At 65.5% G+C, this 17,275-nt stretch carries 16 protein-coding genes; all 16 read left to right on the top strand.

The window, feature by feature from the left end:
- The first annotated feature begins 21 nt into the window (after positions 1-21).
- The 16 genes from aspS to can all read left to right on the top strand — a co-directional run bounded on the left by aspS (position 22) and on the right by can (position 17,254).
- Positions 22-1,809, top strand: a complete 1,788-nt coding sequence (gene aspS / locus BP26_RS0122960) for an aspartate--tRNA ligase (RefSeq protein ID WP_029922889.1) — start codon at positions 22-24, stop codon at positions 1,807-1,809.
- A 25-nt stretch (positions 1,810-1,834) separates the two neighbouring features.
- Positions 1,835-3,304 (top strand): Ig-like domain-containing protein, encoded by a 1,470-nt coding sequence (locus BP26_RS0122955; RefSeq protein ID WP_029922888.1) that lies wholly within the window; start codon positions 1,835-1,837, stop codon positions 3,302-3,304.
- Between the two features lie 99 nt (positions 3,305-3,403).
- A complete protein-coding gene (gene nadA / locus BP26_RS0122950) occupies positions 3,404-4,501 on the top strand; it encodes a quinolinate synthase NadA (RefSeq protein WP_029922887.1) in 1,098 nt (365 codons plus the stop codon).
- Between the two features lie 121 nt (positions 4,502-4,622).
- Complete coding sequence (gene glyA / locus BP26_RS0122945; protein WP_029922886.1) at positions 4,623-5,909, top strand: serine hydroxymethyltransferase; 1,287 nt, start codon at positions 4,623-4,625, stop codon at positions 5,907-5,909.
- Positions 5,910-6,014: 105 nt separating this feature from the next.
- On the top strand, positions 6,015-6,542 hold the full coding sequence (nrdR, locus tag BP26_RS0122940; protein WP_029922885.1) for a transcriptional regulator NrdR: 528 nt from the start codon (positions 6,015-6,017) through the stop codon (positions 6,540-6,542).
- On the top strand, positions 6,542-7,648 hold the full coding sequence (gene ribD / locus BP26_RS0122935; RefSeq protein WP_029922884.1) for a bifunctional diaminohydroxyphosphoribosylaminopyrimidine deaminase/5-amino-6-(5-phosphoribosylamino)uracil reductase RibD: 1,107 nt from the start codon (positions 6,542-6,544) through the stop codon (positions 7,646-7,648). Before nrdR ends, ribD begins: the two co-directional genes overlap by 1 nt.
- Complete coding sequence (locus BP26_RS0122930; protein WP_029922883.1) at positions 7,648-8,250, top strand: riboflavin synthase; 603 nt, start codon at positions 7,648-7,650, stop codon at positions 8,248-8,250. The genes ribD and BP26_RS0122930 overlap by 1 nt, the downstream gene beginning before the upstream one ends.
- Positions 8,247-9,416, top strand: coding sequence for a 3,4-dihydroxy-2-butanone-4-phosphate synthase (ribB, locus tag BP26_RS0122925; protein ID WP_051749319.1), 1,170 nt, complete (start codon positions 8,247-8,249; stop codon positions 9,414-9,416). The genes BP26_RS0122930 and ribB overlap by 4 nt, the downstream gene beginning before the upstream one ends.
- 38 nt (positions 9,417-9,454) lie before the next feature.
- Positions 9,455-9,946: a 6,7-dimethyl-8-ribityllumazine synthase gene (gene ribH, locus BP26_RS0122920; RefSeq protein ID WP_036517766.1), complete on the top strand. Its 492-nt coding sequence runs from the start codon at positions 9,455-9,457 to the stop codon at positions 9,944-9,946.
- A complete protein-coding gene (nusB, locus tag BP26_RS0122915) occupies positions 9,939-10,385 on the top strand; it encodes a transcription antitermination factor NusB (RefSeq protein WP_029922880.1) in 447 nt (148 codons plus the stop codon). Before ribH ends, nusB begins: the two co-directional genes overlap by 8 nt.
- A 129-nt stretch (positions 10,386-10,514) precedes the next feature.
- Positions 10,515-11,471 (top strand): thiamine-phosphate kinase, encoded by a 957-nt coding sequence (gene thiL, locus BP26_RS0122910; protein ID WP_029922879.1) that lies wholly within the window; start codon positions 10,515-10,517, stop codon positions 11,469-11,471.
- Positions 11,472-11,515: 44 nt separating this feature from the next.
- Entirely contained in the window at positions 11,516-12,319 is an 804-nt protein-coding gene (gene murI / locus BP26_RS0122905) for a glutamate racemase (RefSeq protein WP_029922878.1), read from the top strand.
- Positions 12,316-12,855 carry a phosphatidylglycerophosphatase A family protein gene (locus BP26_RS0122900; protein WP_036517763.1) on the top strand — a complete coding sequence of 180 codons (540 nt, stop codon included), beginning with the start codon at positions 12,316-12,318 and terminating at the stop codon, positions 12,853-12,855. The genes murI and BP26_RS0122900 overlap by 4 nt, the downstream gene beginning before the upstream one ends.
- Positions 12,856-12,957: 102 nt before the next feature.
- The gene (locus BP26_RS0122895; protein ID WP_029922876.1) at positions 12,958-14,769 is read left to right on the top strand and encodes an acyclic terpene utilization AtuA family protein; all 1,812 of its coding nucleotides are present in this window, start codon (positions 12,958-12,960) and stop codon (positions 14,767-14,769) included.
- Positions 14,770-14,874: 105 nt separating this feature from the next.
- Entirely contained in the window at positions 14,875-16,536 is a 1,662-nt protein-coding gene (locus tag BP26_RS0122890; protein ID WP_029922875.1) for an electron transfer flavoprotein-ubiquinone oxidoreductase, read from the top strand.
- 46 nt (positions 16,537-16,582) lie between these two features.
- Positions 16,583-17,254, top strand: a complete 672-nt coding sequence (gene can, locus BP26_RS0122885) for a carbonate dehydratase (RefSeq protein WP_029922874.1) — start codon at positions 16,583-16,585, stop codon at positions 17,252-17,254.
- Positions 17,255-17,275 lie beyond the last annotated feature (21 nt).

Genomic DNA, 17,275 nt, shown 5'->3' with positions numbered 1-17,275 from the left:
TCCTTTACGATTCCTTCGAAGATGCGTACTCATTATTGTGGTCAGGTGACCGAATCCCTGACCGGTCAGATCGTCCATGTCTGCGGCTGGGTGCACCGTCGCCGCGACCATGGCGGCGTGATTTTCATCGACCTGCGCGACCGCGAAGGCCTGCTGCAGATCGTGTTCGATCCCGACGCCGCGGAAGTGTTCGCCCAGGCCGAGCGCCTGCGCAGCGAATACGTGGTGCGCATCACCGGCAAGGTGCGCGCGCGTCCGGCCGGCACCGAGAACCCCAACCTCAACACCGGCAAGATCGAGGTGCTGGGGCAGCAGATCGAGTTGCTGAACAAGGCCGAGACGCCGCCGTTCCAGCTCGACGACGATACCGTGGGCGAGGAAGCGCGCCTCAAATACCGCTACATCGATCTGCGCCGTCCGCTGATGCAGCAGAACCTGCGCCTGCGCCACGACGTGATCCGCCGCATCCGCAACTATATGGACGCGCAGGGCTTCATCGACGTGGAAACGCCGATCTTGACCCGCGCCACGCCGGAAGGTGCGCGCGATTACCTGGTGCCGAGCCGTACCCACCCGGGCCATTTCTTCGCCCTGCCGCAGTCGCCGCAGTTGTTCAAGCAGCTGCTGATGGTGGGCGGTCTGGACCGCTACTACCAGATCGCGCGCTGTTTCCGCGACGAGGATCTGCGCGCCGACCGCCAGCCCGAATTCACCCAGCTCGACGTCGAGACCTCGTTCCTGACCATGGAACAGATCATGGCGATGATCGAGAGCATGGTGCGCGAGCTGTTCCTGGAAGTGCTCAAGGTCGATCTCGGCACCCTGCCGCACATGAGTTATGCCGACGCCATGGGGCGCTTCGGTTCGGACAAGCCGGACCTGCGCAACCCGCTGGAGCTGGTCGAGATCAAGGATCTGGTGGCCGACAGCGACTTCAAGGTCTTCGCCGCCCCGGCGAAGGACCCCAAGTGCCGCGTCACCGCCCTGCGCGTGCCCGGCGGCGCCAAGATTTCACGCTCCGAGATCGACGCCTACACCGCGCTGGTCGGCCAGTTCGGCGCCCGCGGCCTGGCCTGGATCAAGGTCAACGAAAAGTCCAAGGGCCGCGACGGCCTGCAGTCGCCGATCGTCAAGAACCTCAGCGACGCCGCGCTCGCCGGCATCCTCGAGCGCACCGGCGCTGAGGACGGCGACCTGATCTTCTTCGGCGCCGACAAGTACAAGGTGGTATGCGATGCGCTGGGCGCCCTGCGCATCAAGCTGGGCGCCGACCTCGGCTTCACCAAGCCGGGCTGGGCCGCGATGTGGGTGATCGACTGGCCCATGTTCGAGAAAGACGACAAGGAAGACCGCTGGGTGGCGCTGCATCACCCCTTCACCGCACCCAAGATCTTCGATGCGGCGATGGTCGAGAACGATCCGGGCGGCGTCCTGTCCCAGGGTTATGATCTGGTCCTCAACGGCATCGAAATCGGCGGTGGTTCGGTGCGTATCCACCGCGCCGACATCCAGCAGGCGGTATTCCGCCTGCTCGGCATCAGCGACGAGGAAGCCCAGGAGAAGTTCGGCTTCCTGCTCGAGGCGCTGCGTTTCGGCGCGCCGCCGCACGGCGGCATCGCGCTGGGCCTGGACCGCCTGGTCATGCTGATGACCGGCGCCAATTCGATCCGTGAAGTGATCGCCTTCCCCAAGACGCAGACCGCGCACGACCCGCTCACCAATGCCCCCGGCACGGTGGATGCGCGTCAGCTGCGCGAGCTGTCGATCCGCAGTACCCTGCAGCCGGCCACGGCCCCGTCAGCGGCCTAAGGCCTGCTCCAATCGAGATTCGTGAATGAACCTGTCGTTCCGCGGTCCCCTCAGTTCCCTGATCCGCACCCTGCTCGCCGGTGCCGTTGTTGCGGCGGGGACGGGTCTTGCCGCCTGTAGCGGCGCGGTCGGTTCGGGAAATGCGCCGCAAAGGGCGGAGATTGCGACTCCCGGCACCGTGAACCAGATAAATACCCTGCGCATGTATCAATGCCTGACCAGTGGAGTCAGTGCGCTGATCTTTTTCAACGATAATTCTGTCGGTGATTTCACGGGGCGGGTGAAATGGACCAGTTCCAATCCCGGCGCGGTGATGGTCAGCAATGGCGACATTCCGGTCGGGGACGGCCGCGGGTTCTATAGCGCGGGCACGCTGGTTCCGGCCGGACCGGGCAATGCCATCATCACGGCGGATTATTTCGGCATCGTGTCGCAATTGGCGGTCAGCGTCGGCACTCCGCAGGACATCACCGTCAAGGGCATCCTTGAAAGCAACTACGTTCCCCTTAATCGTTACAACCTCAACAGCACCGACGCCTCCACCGGCTTCAGCATGGGATCGGGTACATCGTTGCAACTGGCGGTGACCGCCGTCCTCGACGGGGTGGAGACTGACATTACCAAGTTCGCCACGCTTGGATTCCAGACGGCCAACGACAACGTCGCCACGATAAGCAGTACCACTGCGATGCTAAATGCACTCAATCCCGGCGGGCCATTGGTGCCGATCGCGAGCTTCGCTCCCTGCAATCTGACCAGCATCACCGATCAGAGCAAGGCGATTCCTTTCACCGTGCAGCATGTGCAGAGCATTAACCTGCAGCCTGAATTCCTGCAGCCTGATGCGACCCAGCCTGTATCAGCGAGTAATCCTCTACCGGCCTTGATCGTCGGTAATACCGAGGAATTTGTCGTCGCAGGCAATCTGGCAAATGGCGACGTGCAGGACATTACCGCGCAATCGACGCTGACGCTGCAGCCGACCGGATCCACCGCCGCTGCGTTCTCCAGCAATATCCTCAATGCCCTGGCGCCGGGCGGGATCTTCGTTTCTGCAACCTTTGCCGGGGCTGGAGCGGGACTCACCGCACCATCCGTTTCGATCACCACACGCACAGTGCAGTTGAGTGCGATTACAATCTGCTGGACCGACCAATTCACCCAGATTCAGGCTTGCCCGACCACTCAGCCGACCGCATCTGTGACGGCTGGCAGCCAGACGCCCGTGCGATTCCACGCTATCGGAACCTTTGGCGGCGTCCAGCCGGGGCCGGGTGGAACCGAAGTCCCGATCACCCAGGAAGTGACTCGCCAGACCACCTGGACTAGTTCCAATCCGGGGGTGGCTTCGATCAGCAGCAGCGGCCTTACGGCCGGCCAAGTCCTGGGCGTGTCGCAGGGCTCGGTCACCATTCAAGCGCTCAATAGCACGGCCAGCAACGTACCCCAGAAGTTCGCCCAGGTGGTGGTGAATCCCATTCAGCAGACCCAGTAGGGATTGGGAGTTCCGATCGGGCCGGCGGAGCCGGCCCGATCGGTTAAAATGGCGACCTCCAGCCACTATCGGCGCCCCCGGCGTCGAGGACAGTAGGCCATGTCTGCCGCCTTGAAAATCGATCAATTCAATCTCCTTGCCGACGAGGACTGCGACGCGCGCATCCGCGCCGCGAAAAGCATCCTGGGCAAGCGGCTGGCCATCCTGGGCCACCATTATCAGCGTGATGAGGTGTTCAAACACGCTGATTTCACAGGAGATTCCCTGAAACTGTCGCAGCTGGCGGCGAAGACCGAGGCGGAATTCATCATCTTCTGCGGCGTGCACTTCATGGCCGAAGTGGCCGACATCGTCACCGACGGCCAGCGCAACGTGATCCTGCCGGACCTGGCCGCGGGTTGCTCCATGGCCGACATGGCCAATCTCATCAAGGTCAGGAAGTGCTGGAGCGAAATCTCCGAAGTACTTGATCCGGATGAAAAAGTCACCCCGGTCACCTATATCAACTCGGCCGCCGACCTGAAAGCCTTCTGCGGCAGCCACGGCGGCATCGTCTGCACCTCGTCCAACGCCCGCGGCGTGCTGGAATGGTCCTTCTCCCGGCGCGAGAAGGTGCTGTTCTTCCCGGACCAGCACCTGGGGCGCAACACCGGCTACCGCATGGGCATTCCGCTGGACGAAATGGTCCTGTGGGATTTCACCAAGCCGATGGGCGGCCTCACCGTCGAGGAAATCCGCAAGGCCAAGATCATCCTGTGGAAGGGCTTCTGCTCGGTGCACCAGATGTTCCATCCGGCGCATATCGAGAAATTCCGCCGCGAAGTGCCGCGGGGCAAGGTCATCAGCCACCCGGAAAACGCTTTCGAGGTGTGCGAAAACTCCGACTATGTCGGCTCCACCGAATACATCCTGCGTACCGTGCGTGCCGCCGAGGCGGGCAGCCACTGGCTGATCGGCACCGAGCTGAACCTGGTCAACCGCCTCAAGGACGAGATGAAGCCCAAGGGCGTGACGGTGCAGTTCATGTCGCCGATGGTGTGCATGTGCTCCACCATGTTCCGCACCGACCCGCAGCACCTGGCCTGGACGCTGGACAACCTCATCGCCGGCCAGGTGGTGAATCGCATCCGCGTGCCGCAGGAGATCGCCAAACCGGCACGGGCGGCGCTGGATTTGATGCTGGAAGTGGTTGATTGATGCCGTAGGCGATCAATCAACCATCCTGAGCGCAGCGAAGGATCTCCCGGGAGCAGTGGGATGCCGGCCAGATTCTTCGCTTCGCTCGGAATGACAATAACTTAAGGAATCTTTCGAGCCCATGTGGACCAACGCCAAAAGCCTCGCCCAAGCCGATCCGGAACTGTACCGCGTCATTGAAGCCGAACGCGCCCGCCAGGAAGCGCATATCGAACTGATCGCTTCCGAGAACTACGCCAGCCCGGCCGTGATGGAAGCGCAGGGCTCGGTGCTGACCAACAAATACGCCGAAGGCTACCCCGGCAAGCGTTACTACGGCGGTTGCGAGCATGTCGATGTCGCCGAAACCCTGGCCCTGGAGCGCATCAAGCAGGTCTTCGACTGCGACTACGCCAACGTCCAGCCCCATTCCGGCGCCCAGGCCAACGCCGCCGTCTTTGCCGCCCTGGTCTCCCCCGGCGACACCATCATGGGCATGAACCTCGCCCACGGCGGTCACCTGACTCATGGCCACCCCGCCAACTTCTCCGGCAAGAACTACAAGGTCGTCGCCTACGGCTTGGATCCCGAAACCGGCCTGATCAACTACGACGAAATGGAGCGGATCGCCCTCGAGCACAAGCCCAAGATGCTCATCGGCGGCTTCTCCGCCTATTCCAGGGTCAAGGACTGGGTCCGCATGCGCGCCATCGCCGACAAGATCGGCGCCTGGTTCTGGGTCGACATGGCCCACATCGCCGGCCTCGTCGCCGCCGGCCTGTACCCCAGCCCCCTGCCGCACGCCCACGTCATCACCAGCACCACCCACAAGACCCTGCGCGGTCCCCGTGGCGGCATCATCCTGGCCAAGGGCCAGCCGGAAGAATTCACCAGGAAATTCAACTCCGCCGTCTTCCCCGGTATCCAGGGCGGCCCCCTGATGCACGTCATCGCCGCCAAGGCCGTCGCCTTCAAGGAAGCCCTGGCCCCGGACTTCAAGCAATACCAGCAGCAGGTCATCACCAACGCCCGCGCCATGGCCAAGGTCTTCCTCGACCGCGGCTACAAGGTCGTCTCCGGCGGCACCGACGACCACCTGTTCCTGCTCGACCTGTCCGCCACCAGCGTCACCGGCAAGGACGCCGAAGCCGCCCTGGGCCAGGCCCACATCACGGTGAACAAGAACGCGGTACCCAACGACCCGCGCTCGGCCATGGTCACCTCGGGCCTGCGCATCGGCAGCCCGGCCAGCACCACCCGTGGCTTCAAGGAGATGCAGATGGCCGAAGTGGCCAGCTGGATCGCCGATATCCTCGATGCCATGGCCAATGGCAAGGACGTGGAAGACACCATCGCCCGCGTGCGTGGGCATGTCGGCGAGTTGTGCGCGAACTACCCGGTGTATCTGGCGGCGAAGAAGGCCGCATGAAGCAGTGGTTAGTGATCAGTGGTCAGTGGTCAGTGAAAAGCTCCGTGCTTTTTACTAGCCACTGGTCACTAACCACTAATCACTGCTGACGCGGAGCGTCAGCCCATGCAATGTCCTTTCTGCAAGGCGCCCGACACCCGCGTCATCGACTCGCGCCTGTACGAGGAGGGCACTCAGGTACGCCGCCGGCGTGAATGTCCGCATTGCGGCAACCGTTTCAGCACCTTCGAAAAAGCCCAGCTGTCGATGCCTTTCGTGCTCAAGAGCAGCGGCAAGCCGCAGCCCTTCGACGAGGACAAGCTGCGCCGCGGTTTCGAGAGCGCAGTGTACAAACGGCCGGTGCCGCAGGAAGCGCTCGACCACGCCGTCGAGAACGTGATGCGCAAGCTGCGCGCCAGCGGCGAGCGCGAAGTGCCGTCGCGCCGCATCGGCGCCTGGGTGATGGAAGAGCTGCGCGATCTCGACCATGTCGCCTACGTGCGTTTCGCTTCGATCTACCGCAGCTTCCAGGATGTGAACGCCTTCCGCGAGGAGATCGACCGCCTGGAGAAGCTGCCCAGCGCCGAGCTGCGCCGCAACCAGCTGCTGCTGATCGATCCTCCCGAAGAAAAGAAGAATTCGAAGAAGTCCTGATGTCATCCAACGCCGACGAAGTCCTGGCCAAGAGTTTCATGGCCCGCGCGTTGCGCCTGGCGGAGCGGGGCAGGGCCAGCACCCAGCCCAATCCCCGCGTCGGCTGCGTCATCGCCCGCGACGGATTGATCGTGGGCGAGGGCTTCCACCTGCGCGCCGGCGAGCCGCACGCCGAGGTGCTGGCCCTGCACGCGGCTGGTGAGAAGGCCGCAGGCGCCGAGGTCTACGTGACTCTGGAGCCCTGTGCCCACCATGGCCGCACGCCCCCCTGCGTCGACGCCTTGATCGCGGCGAAGCCGAAACGGGTATGGGTGGCGATGCAGGACCCCAATCCGCTGGTGGCCGGCAAGGGGCTGGCGAAACTGCGCGAAGCGGGCATCGAAGTCCATGTCGGCGTCATGGGCGAGCTCGCCGCAGAACTCAATCGTGGCTTCGTCTCGCGCATGACGCGCGGCCGTCCCTGGGTCACGCTGAAACTGGCCGCCAGCCTCGACGGGCGCACCGCCATGGCTTCCGGCGAGAGCCAATGGATCACCGGCGAAGCCGCCCGTGCCGATGTGCACCGCCTGCGCGCCGAGGCCGGAGCGGTGATGACCAGTTCCGCCACGGTGCTGGAGGACGATCCGCAGCTCACCGTGCGCCTCGACGGCACCTGGCGCCAGCCGGACCGCATCGTGCTCGATACCCACCATCGCGTGCCGTTCACCGCCAAGGTCTGGGCCGAGGGCGCGCGGCGTTTCCTGCTGACCACCGATACCGATGTCGCGCCGTCCGCGCCGGGTGTCGAGGTGCTGACCGCGCGGGCCGACGGCGCCGGCCACGTCGACCTGTGCTCCGCGCTGGATGCGCTGGGCCGCAGCCAGGTCAACGAGGTTTTGGTCGAATGCGGCCCGCGCCTGGCCGGCGCCTTCGTGCAGGCACGCCTGGTAGACGAGATCGTGGTTTATCTGGCGCCCTCGCTGCTCGGGCACGATGCGCAGCCGCTGGCGCATCTGCCCGGCATGGTGCGGCTGGACCAGCGGGTGCGCCTGAAGCCCAAGGACGTACGGCTGGTCGGCGACGACATCCGCGTAACAGCCGTACTCGAATCGAAGGAGAAATGCTGATGTTTACCGGCATTGTCGAGGCCCAGGGCCGTATCGACGCCGTGGAAGAGATCGGCGGCGACCGCCGCATGCGCATCGTCACCGCCGGGGGCTACCTGGACGGCGTGCAGTCCGGCGACAGCATCGCCGTCAACGGCGTCTGCCTCACCGCGGTGCAGCTGCTGCCGGGCGGATTCACCGCCGACCTGTCGGTGGAAACCCTCAACGCCACCACCTCGGGCGCCTGGCAGGCCGGCACGACGGTCAATCTGGAGCGCGCCCTGACCCCCTCCAAGCCCCTTGGCGGCCACATGATGTCCGGGCATGTCGACGGCGTCGGCCACCTGGTGGAAAAGCACGAGGACGCGCGCTCCTGGCGGCTCACCTTCGAGGCGCCCCAGGCGCTGGCGCGCTATATCGCCCGCAAGGGTTCGATCGCCATCGACGGCATCAGCCTGACCGTCAACGAAGTGGATAAAAACCGTTTTGGCGTTAACATCATCCCGCAGACGTGGACCCACACCACGCTGGGCGGGCTGAAGGTGGGCGGGCCGGTCAACCTGGAAGTGGACCTGATCGCCCGGTACCTGGAACGCCTGATACAAGAGAGAGGTCAATCATGAGCAGCAAAATCGCATCGATCGACGCCAAGCGCGAGCGCAAGCTCGACTCCATCGAGGACATCGTCGCCGACATCAAGGCCGGCAAGATGGTCATCATGATGGACGACGAGGATCGCGAGAACGAAGGCGATCTGATCATGGCGGCCGAGAAGGCCACGCCGGAAGCGGTCGCCTTCATCATCCGCCATTCCAGCGGCATCATCTGCCAACCGATGACGCGCGAGCGCCTGGAAGAGTTGCGCCTGCCGCTGATGGTGGCCGAGAACACCGAAAGCCATCGCACCGCCTTCACCATTTCTGTGGACTACAAGCACGGCACCACCACCGGCATCTCGGCCCTGGACCGCGCCAAGACCATCCGCGCCCTGGCCGACCCGGCGACCAAGCCGGACGACCTGGCGCGCCCCGGCCATATCTTCCCGCTGCGCTGCGCCGAAGGCGGCGTGCTGGCCCGCGCCGGCCACACCGAGGCGGCGGTGGACCTGGTCAAGCTCGCGGGGTTGTCCTCGCCTGCCGGCTTCATCTGCGAGATCGTCAACGACGACGGCACCATGAAGCGCGGTGCCGACCTGTTCGCCTTCGCCCGCGAGCATGAGCTGCGCATCGGCACCATCGCCGACCTGATCCGCTACCGCCTGGCCAACGAGCACAGCGTCGAGCGCGTCACCGAGCAGCAGGTGCAGACCGAGTTCGGCGAATTCCGCATGGCGGTGTACGAGGACCGCATCGGCAAGACCGTGCACCTGGCCCTGGTCAAGGGCGAGATCAAGCCCGATGAGCCGATCCTGGTGCGTGTGCATCTGCGCAACATGCTGCAGGATGTACTCGGCGTGCAGCACGGCGATTTCTCCTGGCCGCTGCGCCGCGCCATCAAGCGTATCGCCGATGAAGGCAACGGCGTGGTGGTGCTGCTGCGCAAGCCGGAATCGCCGCGCGATGTGGTGCAGCAGATCGTCGGCCTCAATCAGCCGCACGTGGCTTCCTCGTCCACCAGCGTGCCGCAGGCGCAGCCGGACGAGCGCCAGTCGCTGCGCACCTACGGCGTCGGCGCACAGATCCTGGCCGACCTCGGCGTGCGCAAGATGCGCGTGCTGTCGGCGCCGAAGAAGATGTATGCCTTGTCCGGCTTCGATCTCGAAGTCGTCGAATATGTTCACTGTGATTGATCGGGAAGTACACTCAGTTGCCGACTAAAACAAGCAAGATGCCCGGCAAGACCGGCTACGACGCACCGCCGAAGCCGGGCAAGGGCGAATTCAAGAAAACCCGCGTGGCGCTGCTGGTCACGCGCTGGAACGTGGACGTGGTCAATGCCCTGCTGACCGGCGCCCGGCGCTGCCTGTCGGACTGGGGCGTGACGGACAAGCACGTCGAGGAATTCCGCGCCCCCGGCGCCTTCGAGTTGCCGCTGGCGGCGACTGCGCTGATGAAGAGCGGCCGCTACGATGCGGTGATCACCCTGGGTGCGGTGATCCGCGGCGATACCCCGCACTTCGAATTCGTCGCCGGCGAGTGCTCGCGCGGCCTGCGCGAAGCCTCGCAGATCTACGGCGTGCCGCTGGGTTTCGGCGTGCTCACCGTGAATACGCCGCAGCAGGCGACCGAGCGCACCGGCCCGGGACGCGACAACAAGGGTTACGAAGCCGCTGCCGCGGCGCTGGAGATGGTCCGACTGATGCGTGCGATCGATGAGTGATAACGCACCCACCAGCCGCCGCGGTCTGGCGCGCCGTCTCACCCTGCAGGCGCTGTACCAGTGGCTGGTCAACGAGAGCTCGCCGGACGCACTGTTGCGCCAGTTCGCCGAACAGCCGGAAGGTCTGGGGCGCGCCGATCCGGAATACTTCGCCGAGCTGCTGCACGGCGTGGTGCAGGCCCGCGCCGAACTGACCGAGGCGGTAACCCCCTATCTGGACCGTCCGCTGGAGCAGCTGGATCCGGTCGAGCATGCGGTGCTGCTGCTCGGCGCCTACGAGCTGATCTACAAGCCCGAGGTGCCGTGGAAAGTGGTGGTCAACGAGTCGGTGAACCTGGCCAAGGTGTTCGGCGCCGAAGAGGGCTTCAAGTTCATCAACGGCGTGCTCGACAAGCTGGCGCGCGCCAAGCGCGGCGGCGAAATCGGCGCCGGCCTGTAAGCCGGCTTCAGGGATGCCGCATGGCCCGGTATCACCGGGCGCAGCGGTGGCGCACAATGGCTCCAGCCGCGAATCGGCCATGATCGATGCGGCGGGGTGTATGGGGCGGTGCCGCTGTCGGAGACCGGGATGGATGAGTTCACGCTGATCCGCAAGCATTTCCAGTTGCTGTCGCCGGCCTCCGCCGATGTGCTGCTGGGGGTCGGCGACGATTGCGCGCTGTTGCTGCCGCCGGCCGGCGAGGAACTCGCCGTCACCACCGATACCCTGGTCGCCGGACGCCATTTCGATGCGCAGGCCCGCCCCGGCGACATTGCCTGGAAAGCCCTCGCGGTCAGTCTTTCCGATCTCGCGGCGATGGGGGCACGGCCCCGCTGGTTCGTGCTGGCCCTGACCCTGGAGCAGGCAGACGAAGCCTGGCTGGAGGCCTTCGCGCAGGGGCTCAAGGCCTTGGCCGGCCCCTCCGGTATCTCCCTGGTGGGCGGCGATACCACGCGGGGCCCGCTCTCCGTCACCATCACCGCCATGGGCACGGTGCCTTCGGGCAAGGCCATCCGGCGCAGCTGCGCCAAGCCGGGCGACGTGGTCTGCGTCACCGGCACCCTGGGCGATGCGGCGCTGGCGCTGCAGCTCGGGCTGGCCACCCAGTGCGCCCGCTTCGATGCCGACCGCGAATTCCTCAAGCAGCGCCTCAACCGCCCGACGCCGCGGCTGAGCGTGGGCTGCAGCCTGCGCGGCCTGGCCCATGCTGCGCTGGACCTGTCCGACGGTCTCGCCGGCGACCTGCAGCACATCCTTGAGGCCAGCTGGGTCGGCGCCGAGATCCAGGCCGACAAGCTGCCCATGTCCGAAGCATTCCAGCGGCTCGCGCCCGCCGCCACGCGGCTGCAGTTGCAGGCCGCCGGCGGCGACGACTACGAGCTCTGCCTGTGCATTCCGCCGGAGCGGTTCGAAGAGGCGCGGCGCAAGCTCGATGTGCCGCTCCACCATATCGGGCGCATCACCCGCGAGCCCGGCCTGCGCTGGCTCGATGCCGGCGGTCGGACGCTGGCGGTCGAGCTGCGCGGCTACAATCACTTCCCATAAAACTTCCATCAACCTCCCATCACGGCATTGGATGAGCGGCTTTCATGAATGACGCGCCCATCGGAGTGTTCGACTCCGGCCTCGGCGGCATGTCGGTGTTGCGCGAAATGGTGCGCCGCCTGCCGCATGAGAACTTCATCTATGTCGCCGACAGCGGCCATTGTCCCTACGGCGGCAAATCGCAGCAGCAGATCATCGCGCGCACGGTGGCCATCACCGATTTCCTGCTCGGGCGCGGCGCCAAGCTGGTCGTGGTCGCCTGCAATACCGCCACCGTCGCCGCGGTGGAATACCTGCGCGCCAACTATTCCAATGCCTTCGTCGGGATGGAGCCGGCGGTGAAGCCGGCGGTGGCGCTGACCCGCAGCGGCGTGGTCGGCGTGCTCGCCACCGTCGCCACCCTGTCGGGCGAAAAGCTGCACAAGCTGATCGACCGCCATGCCGGCAGCGTGCGCATCATCACCCAGCCTTGCCCCGGCCTGCCTGAGCGGGTCGAGGCGGGGGAACTGGAAAGCGCCGAAACGCGGGTGCTGGTCGAGCGCTACACCGCGCCCCTGCTGGCCGGCGGCGCCGACGTGGTGGTGCTGGGCAGCACCCACTATCCCTTCCTGCGGCCGCTGATCCAGCAGGTGGTCGGCCCCGAGGTGAAGCTGCTCGATACCGGTGAGGCGGTGGCGCGCCGCGTCGAGAACGTGTTGAAAGGCGACGGCAACGGCGAGGACCTGCGCGCAGACCGGCTTGGGCCGGGCGAGGTGGAGTGGTTCACCAGCGGCGCGCCGCAGCACCTGAAGACCATAGGCTCGCGGCTGTGGGGCCTGCCCATCGTCGCCTCGGCGCTGCCGGCATGAGCGAGCCCAGGCGCGACAAGAATTCCCTGCGGGTGCCCGCGGCGACGGTATTCCGCTCGCCGGTGCACCTGCTGGCGTTCTGGTTCGGCTCCGGCCTGTCGCCGAAGGCCCCGGGCACCGCCGGCACCGTGGCCGCCATTCCCCTGTGGCTGCTGTTGCTGCCGCTGCACCTGTCCCTGCCGGCCTACCTTGCGTTATTGGTCGTGCTGTTCGCCTTCGGTTGCTGGATCTGCGGCGAAAGCGCCGAGCGCCTGGGTGTGCACGACTACGGCGGCATCGTCTTCGACGAGGTGGTGGGCCTGCTCATCACCTGCATCCCCTTGCTGCCGGCGCTGGGCCGGACGGGGCATGGCGACTGGTGGTGGTTGCTGGCGGCCTTCGTCCTGTTCCGCCTGTTCGACATCTGGAAGCCCTGGCCCATCGCCTGGTTCGACCGCCGTGTCGAAGGCGGCCTGGGCATCATGCTCGACGACGTGCTGGCCGCCGTCTATGCCGCCGTGCTGCTCGCGCTCGGGATGCATTTCCTGGCAATATAGTAAGGGATATTGTTGTGGCGCGGAGTTGCCGGCTGAGGCAAGCTAGGGCTGGCGCCGAATTGGCGTGATGTCGCAGATAAATCCCGCAAGGGACTGACGAATATGGCTAATTCAAAGAAAACCGTGCGCATCGGCTGCGCTTCCGCCTTCTGGGGCGATACCAATACCGCCGCGGCGCAGTTGGTACATAAAGGTAATATTGATTACCTCGTGTTCGATTACCTGGCCGAGATCACCATGTCGATCCTGGCGGCCAAGCGCATGCGCGATCCCAACGACGGCTACGCCACCGACTTCGTCGAGCACGTGATGGCGCCGCTGCTGGGCGAGATCAAGGCGCGCGGCATCAAGGTGGTGGCCAATGCCGGCGGCGTCAATCCGCTGGCCTGCAAGAAGGCGCTGGAGGAAGTCGCCGCCAAGGCCGGTGTTTCGATCAAGGTCGGCGTTGTGCTGGGCGACGATCTGCTGCCGCGCAAGAAGGAATTCGCCGACTGCACCGAGCTGGACAGCGGCAAGCCGATGCCGCCGACCCTGGTCTCGATGAACGCCTATCTCGGCGCCATCCCCATCGCCCGCGCCCTGGATGCCGGCGCGGAGATCGTCATCACCGGGCGCTGCGTCGATTCCGCCGTGGTGCTCGGCCCGCTGATGCATGAGTTCGGCTGGAAAGAAGACGAATACGACAAGCTCGCCGCCGGCTCGGTGGCGGGCCACATCATCGAGTGCGGCGCCCAGTGCACCGGCGGCAACTTCACCGACTGGGAGCTGGTGCGCGAAGGCTACGCCGACATGGGTTTCCCCATCGTCGAGGTCGAATCCGGTGGCGAGTTCGTGGTGTCCAAGCCGGACGGCACCGGCGGCCTGGTCTCGGTGCATTCGGTGCTGGAGCAGATGCTGTACGAGATCGGCGACCCGCGCGCCTACCTGCTGCCGGATGTGGTCTGCGACTTCACCGGCGTGAAGCTGGAGCAGGCGGGGGACAACCGGGTGCGCATCACGGGCGCCAGGGGCTATCCGCCCACCGCGTCCTACAAGGTCAGCGCCACCTATCCGGCCGGCATGCGCTGCGCCACGCTGTTCATGATCGGCGGCATCGACGCCGCCCGGAAGGGCAGGGCATCGGCCGAAGCGGTGGTGGAGAAGGTGCGCCGCCAGCTGCTCGAAGGCGGCCTGGGCGACTTCACCGGCGTGGACATCCACTGCATCGGCGCCGAGGAGACCTACGGACCGCATGCCCGCGCCGCCGCGGCCGCGACGCGCGAAGTGGCGGTGAAGATCGCCGTGCATCATCCCAGCCCCAAGGCTCTCAAGCTGTTTGCGCGGGAGATCGTGCAGGCCGCCACCGCCATGGCCCCCGGCTTCACCGGTTATTTCGGCGGCGGCCGGCCCGAGCCGAACATGATTCCCCGCCTGTTCTCCACGCTGGTGCCGAAAAGCCAGGTCGGCATCGAAGCCGTCGTGGGCGAGCAGCGTTTCGCGGTCGAGGTGCCGGTCCAGGGCGGCTTCATGCCGCCCGCGGCTGAAGCCGAGGACTTGCCTGCATTGGCCCTGGACGGCGCGGTGACGGTGCCCCTGATCAAGCTGGCCGTGGCCCGCTCCGGCGACAAGGGCGACCATTCCAATATCGGCGTGGCCGCGCGCAAGGCCGAGTACCTGCCGTACATCAAGGCGGCGCTCAGCGCGGCCAACGTGCGTCGTTGGTTCGCCCATGTCCTGGCCGGCGGCGAGCAGGGGCGGGTGGAGCGCTGGGAGTTGCCGGTCAGCCTCAGCCTCAACTTCCTGCTCTACAACGCCCTGGGCAGCGGCGGTGCCGCCTCGCTGCGTTCCGACCCGCAGGGCAAGGCATTTGCCCAGATGCTGCTGGACTACCCGGTGCCGGTGACGAAGGCCTTGGCCGATTTTTTGGCCAAATAGCGCCCGTCGGCCAGTCGCCAAAGGCTCCCGAGACGGTAAAATAGCCAGTCCCACCCGTCCGAAACCGCCAAGGCGCTGCTGCGCGCCGGTCCGAGAGCACGAAAAATGAGCGTTGAACGCGATGTAATGGAATACGACGTCCTCGTCGTCGGCGCCGGTCCGGCCGGCCTTGCCGCTGCCTGCCGCATCAAGCAGAAGGCCGCCGAAGCGGGCAAGGACATCTCCGTCTGCCTGGTTGAAAAAGGCTCCGAAGTCGGCGCGCACATCCTCTCCGGTGCGGTATTCGAGCCGCGCGCCCTGAACGAGCTGTTCCCCAACTGGAAGGAACTGGGCGCGCCGCTGAACACCCCGGTGAAGCGCGACGAAGTGTGGTTCTTCACCAGCCCCGAGAAGGGCATCAAGACGCCCGGTCCGTTCGTGCCCAAGACCATGCACAACGAGGGCAACTACATCATCTCCCTGGGCAACCTGTGCCGCTGGATGGCGCAGCAGGCCGAAAGCCTGGGTGTTGAGATCTACCCCGGCTTCGCCGCCCAGGAGATTCTCATCGATGAAAAGAATGTGGTGCGCGGCGTGCAGATCGGCGACATGGGCGTCGACCATAGCGGCAAGCACAAGGAAGGCGTATTCACCCCCGGCATCGAGCTGCGCGCCAAGTACACCCTGTTCGCCGAAGGCTGCCGCGGCCACCTCGGCAAGCGCCTGCTCAAGCACTACAAGCTGGACGAGAAGTCCGATGCGCAGCACTACGGCATCGGCCTGAAGGAGCTGTGGACCATCGACCCGGCCAAGCACGAGCCGGGTCTGGTCATCCACGGCGCCGGCTGGCCGCTCAACAGCGCCAACCCCGGCGGCTTCTTCCTCTACCATCTGGAAAATCATCAGGTTTACGTCGGCCTCATCGTCGACCTGTCCTACAGCAATCCCTACCTGTCCCCGTTCGACGAATTCCAGCGCATCAAGCACCACCCGGTGTTGAAGCAATACCTGGAAGGCGGCAAGCGCGTTTCCTACGGCGCCCGCGCCATCTGCAAGGGCGGCTACAACTCCCTGCCCAAGATGGTCTTCCCGGGCGGCGCCCTCATCGGTTGCGATCTCGGCACCCTCAACTTCTCCAAGATCAAGGGCAGCCACACCGCCATGAAGTCCGGCATGCTGGCGGCCGATGCCGCCGCGGCCGCGCTGCTGGGCGGCTCCGAAGGCGGCGACGAGCTGAACAGCTACACCGAAACCTTCAAGGCCAGCTGGCTCTACGATGAGCTGTACCGCGACCGCAACTTCGGCGCGGCCATGCACAAGTACGGCGTGCTGTTCGGTGCGGCCTTCAACTACATCGACCAGAACTGGTTTGGCGGCAAGAGCCCGATCACCCTGCACGACAACACCCCGGACTACACCACGCTCAAGCCGGCGGCCGAGAGCCGGAAGATCGAGTACCCGAAGCCGGACGGCGTCATCAGTTTCGACAAGCTGTCCTCGGTCTTCATCTCCAGCACCAACCATGAAGAGGACCAGCCGGTCCACCTCAAGCTGACCGATCCGAGCATCCCCATCGGCAAGAACCTGCCGATGTACGACGAGCCGGCGCAGCGCTACTGTCCGGCGGGCGTGTACGAAGTGATCGCGGCGCCGGATGGCGCCAGGAAATTCCAGATCAACGCGCAGAACTGCGTGCACTGCAAGACCTGCGACATCAAGGACCCGGCACAGAACATCACCTGGGTGGCGCCGGAAGGTTCCGGCGGCCCCAATTATCCCAACATGTAATGTGCGGGCGGGTTAGGCTGTCGGCCCGTAAGCCATAGCCCCGCCCATGAAAGACGAGGACCAAGTGACTGCACTCGATCACCTGCTGCAAAGAAACCGCTCCTGGGCCTTGCGCACCGAAGTGGAGCGCCCCGGTTTCTTTGCCGCACTTGCCAAGCAGCAGTCGCCCGAATACCTGTGGATCGGCTGCGCCGACAGCCGCGTCCCGGCCAACGAGATCATCGACCTGCCGCCGGGCGAGGTGTTCGTCCACCGCAATGTCGCCAATGTGGTGGTGCACAGCGATCTCAACTTCCTCTCCGTGCTGCAGTTCGCGGTGGAAGTGCTGAAGGTCAAGCACATTCTCGTCGTCGGCCACTACGGCTGCGGCGGTGTGCGCCTGGCGCTGGAGCGGCCGCGCATCGGCCTGGCCGACAACTGGCTGCAGCACGTGCGCGACGTCGCCGACGACCACCGCCACGAGCTGCTGTCGATCGAACACGACGAGTCGCGCGCCGACCGCCTGTGCGAGCTGAACGCCATCGAGCAGGCCGGCAACGTCTGCGAGACCACCATCGTGCGCGATGCCTGGGAGCGCGGCCAGGAACTGCAGGTGCATGCCTGGGTCTATGGCCTCAAGGACGGGCGCGTGCGCGACCTCGATTTTTCCGTCGGCAGCGCCGCGGAGTTCACCCGGCGCCGCGAGCAGTTGACGGGGCGCAAGCCGTTCAAGGCCTGAAGCCGGTTTCAAGCATTCCGG

This window comes from Nevskia soli DSM 19509 (assembly GCF_000711955.1).
In the GTDB taxonomy this organism is placed as follows: Bacteria; Pseudomonadota; Gammaproteobacteria; order Nevskiales; family Nevskiaceae; genus Nevskia; species Nevskia soli.
The sequence above is the reverse complement of the archived record's forward strand: the minus strand, read 5'-3'. Positions and strand labels throughout refer to the sequence as shown.

Coding starts and splice junctions, on each gene's coding strand:
- aspS (WP_029922889.1), top strand. CDS start 22: ATGCGTACTCATTATTGTGGTCAGGTGACCGAATCCCTGACCGGTCAG.
- BP26_RS0122955 (WP_029922888.1), top strand. CDS start 1,835: ATGAACCTGTCGTTCCGCGGTCCCCTCAGTTCCCTGATCCGCACCCTG.
- nadA (WP_029922887.1), top strand. CDS start 3,404: ATGTCTGCCGCCTTGAAAATCGATCAATTCAATCTCCTTGCCGACGAG.
- glyA (WP_029922886.1), top strand. CDS start 4,623: ATGTGGACCAACGCCAAAAGCCTCGCCCAAGCCGATCCGGAACTGTAC.
- nrdR (WP_029922885.1), top strand. CDS start 6,015: ATGCAATGTCCTTTCTGCAAGGCGCCCGACACCCGCGTCATCGACTCG.
- ribD (WP_029922884.1), top strand. CDS start 6,542: ATGTCATCCAACGCCGACGAAGTCCTGGCCAAGAGTTTCATGGCCCGC.
- BP26_RS0122930 (WP_029922883.1), top strand. CDS start 7,648: ATGTTTACCGGCATTGTCGAGGCCCAGGGCCGTATCGACGCCGTGGAA.
- ribB (WP_051749319.1), top strand. CDS start 8,247: ATGAGCAGCAAAATCGCATCGATCGACGCCAAGCGCGAGCGCAAGCTC.
- ribH (WP_036517766.1), top strand. CDS start 9,455: ATGCCCGGCAAGACCGGCTACGACGCACCGCCGAAGCCGGGCAAGGGC.
- nusB (WP_029922880.1), top strand. CDS start 9,939: ATGAGTGATAACGCACCCACCAGCCGCCGCGGTCTGGCGCGCCGTCTC.
- thiL (WP_029922879.1), top strand. CDS start 10,515: ATGGATGAGTTCACGCTGATCCGCAAGCATTTCCAGTTGCTGTCGCCG.
- murI (WP_029922878.1), top strand. CDS start 11,516: ATGAATGACGCGCCCATCGGAGTGTTCGACTCCGGCCTCGGCGGCATG.
- BP26_RS0122900 (WP_036517763.1), top strand. CDS start 12,316: ATGAGCGAGCCCAGGCGCGACAAGAATTCCCTGCGGGTGCCCGCGGCG.
- BP26_RS0122895 (WP_029922876.1), top strand. CDS start 12,958: ATGGCTAATTCAAAGAAAACCGTGCGCATCGGCTGCGCTTCCGCCTTC.
- BP26_RS0122890 (WP_029922875.1), top strand. CDS start 14,875: ATGAGCGTTGAACGCGATGTAATGGAATACGACGTCCTCGTCGTCGGC.
- can (WP_029922874.1), top strand. CDS start 16,583: ATGAAAGACGAGGACCAAGTGACTGCACTCGATCACCTGCTGCAAAGA.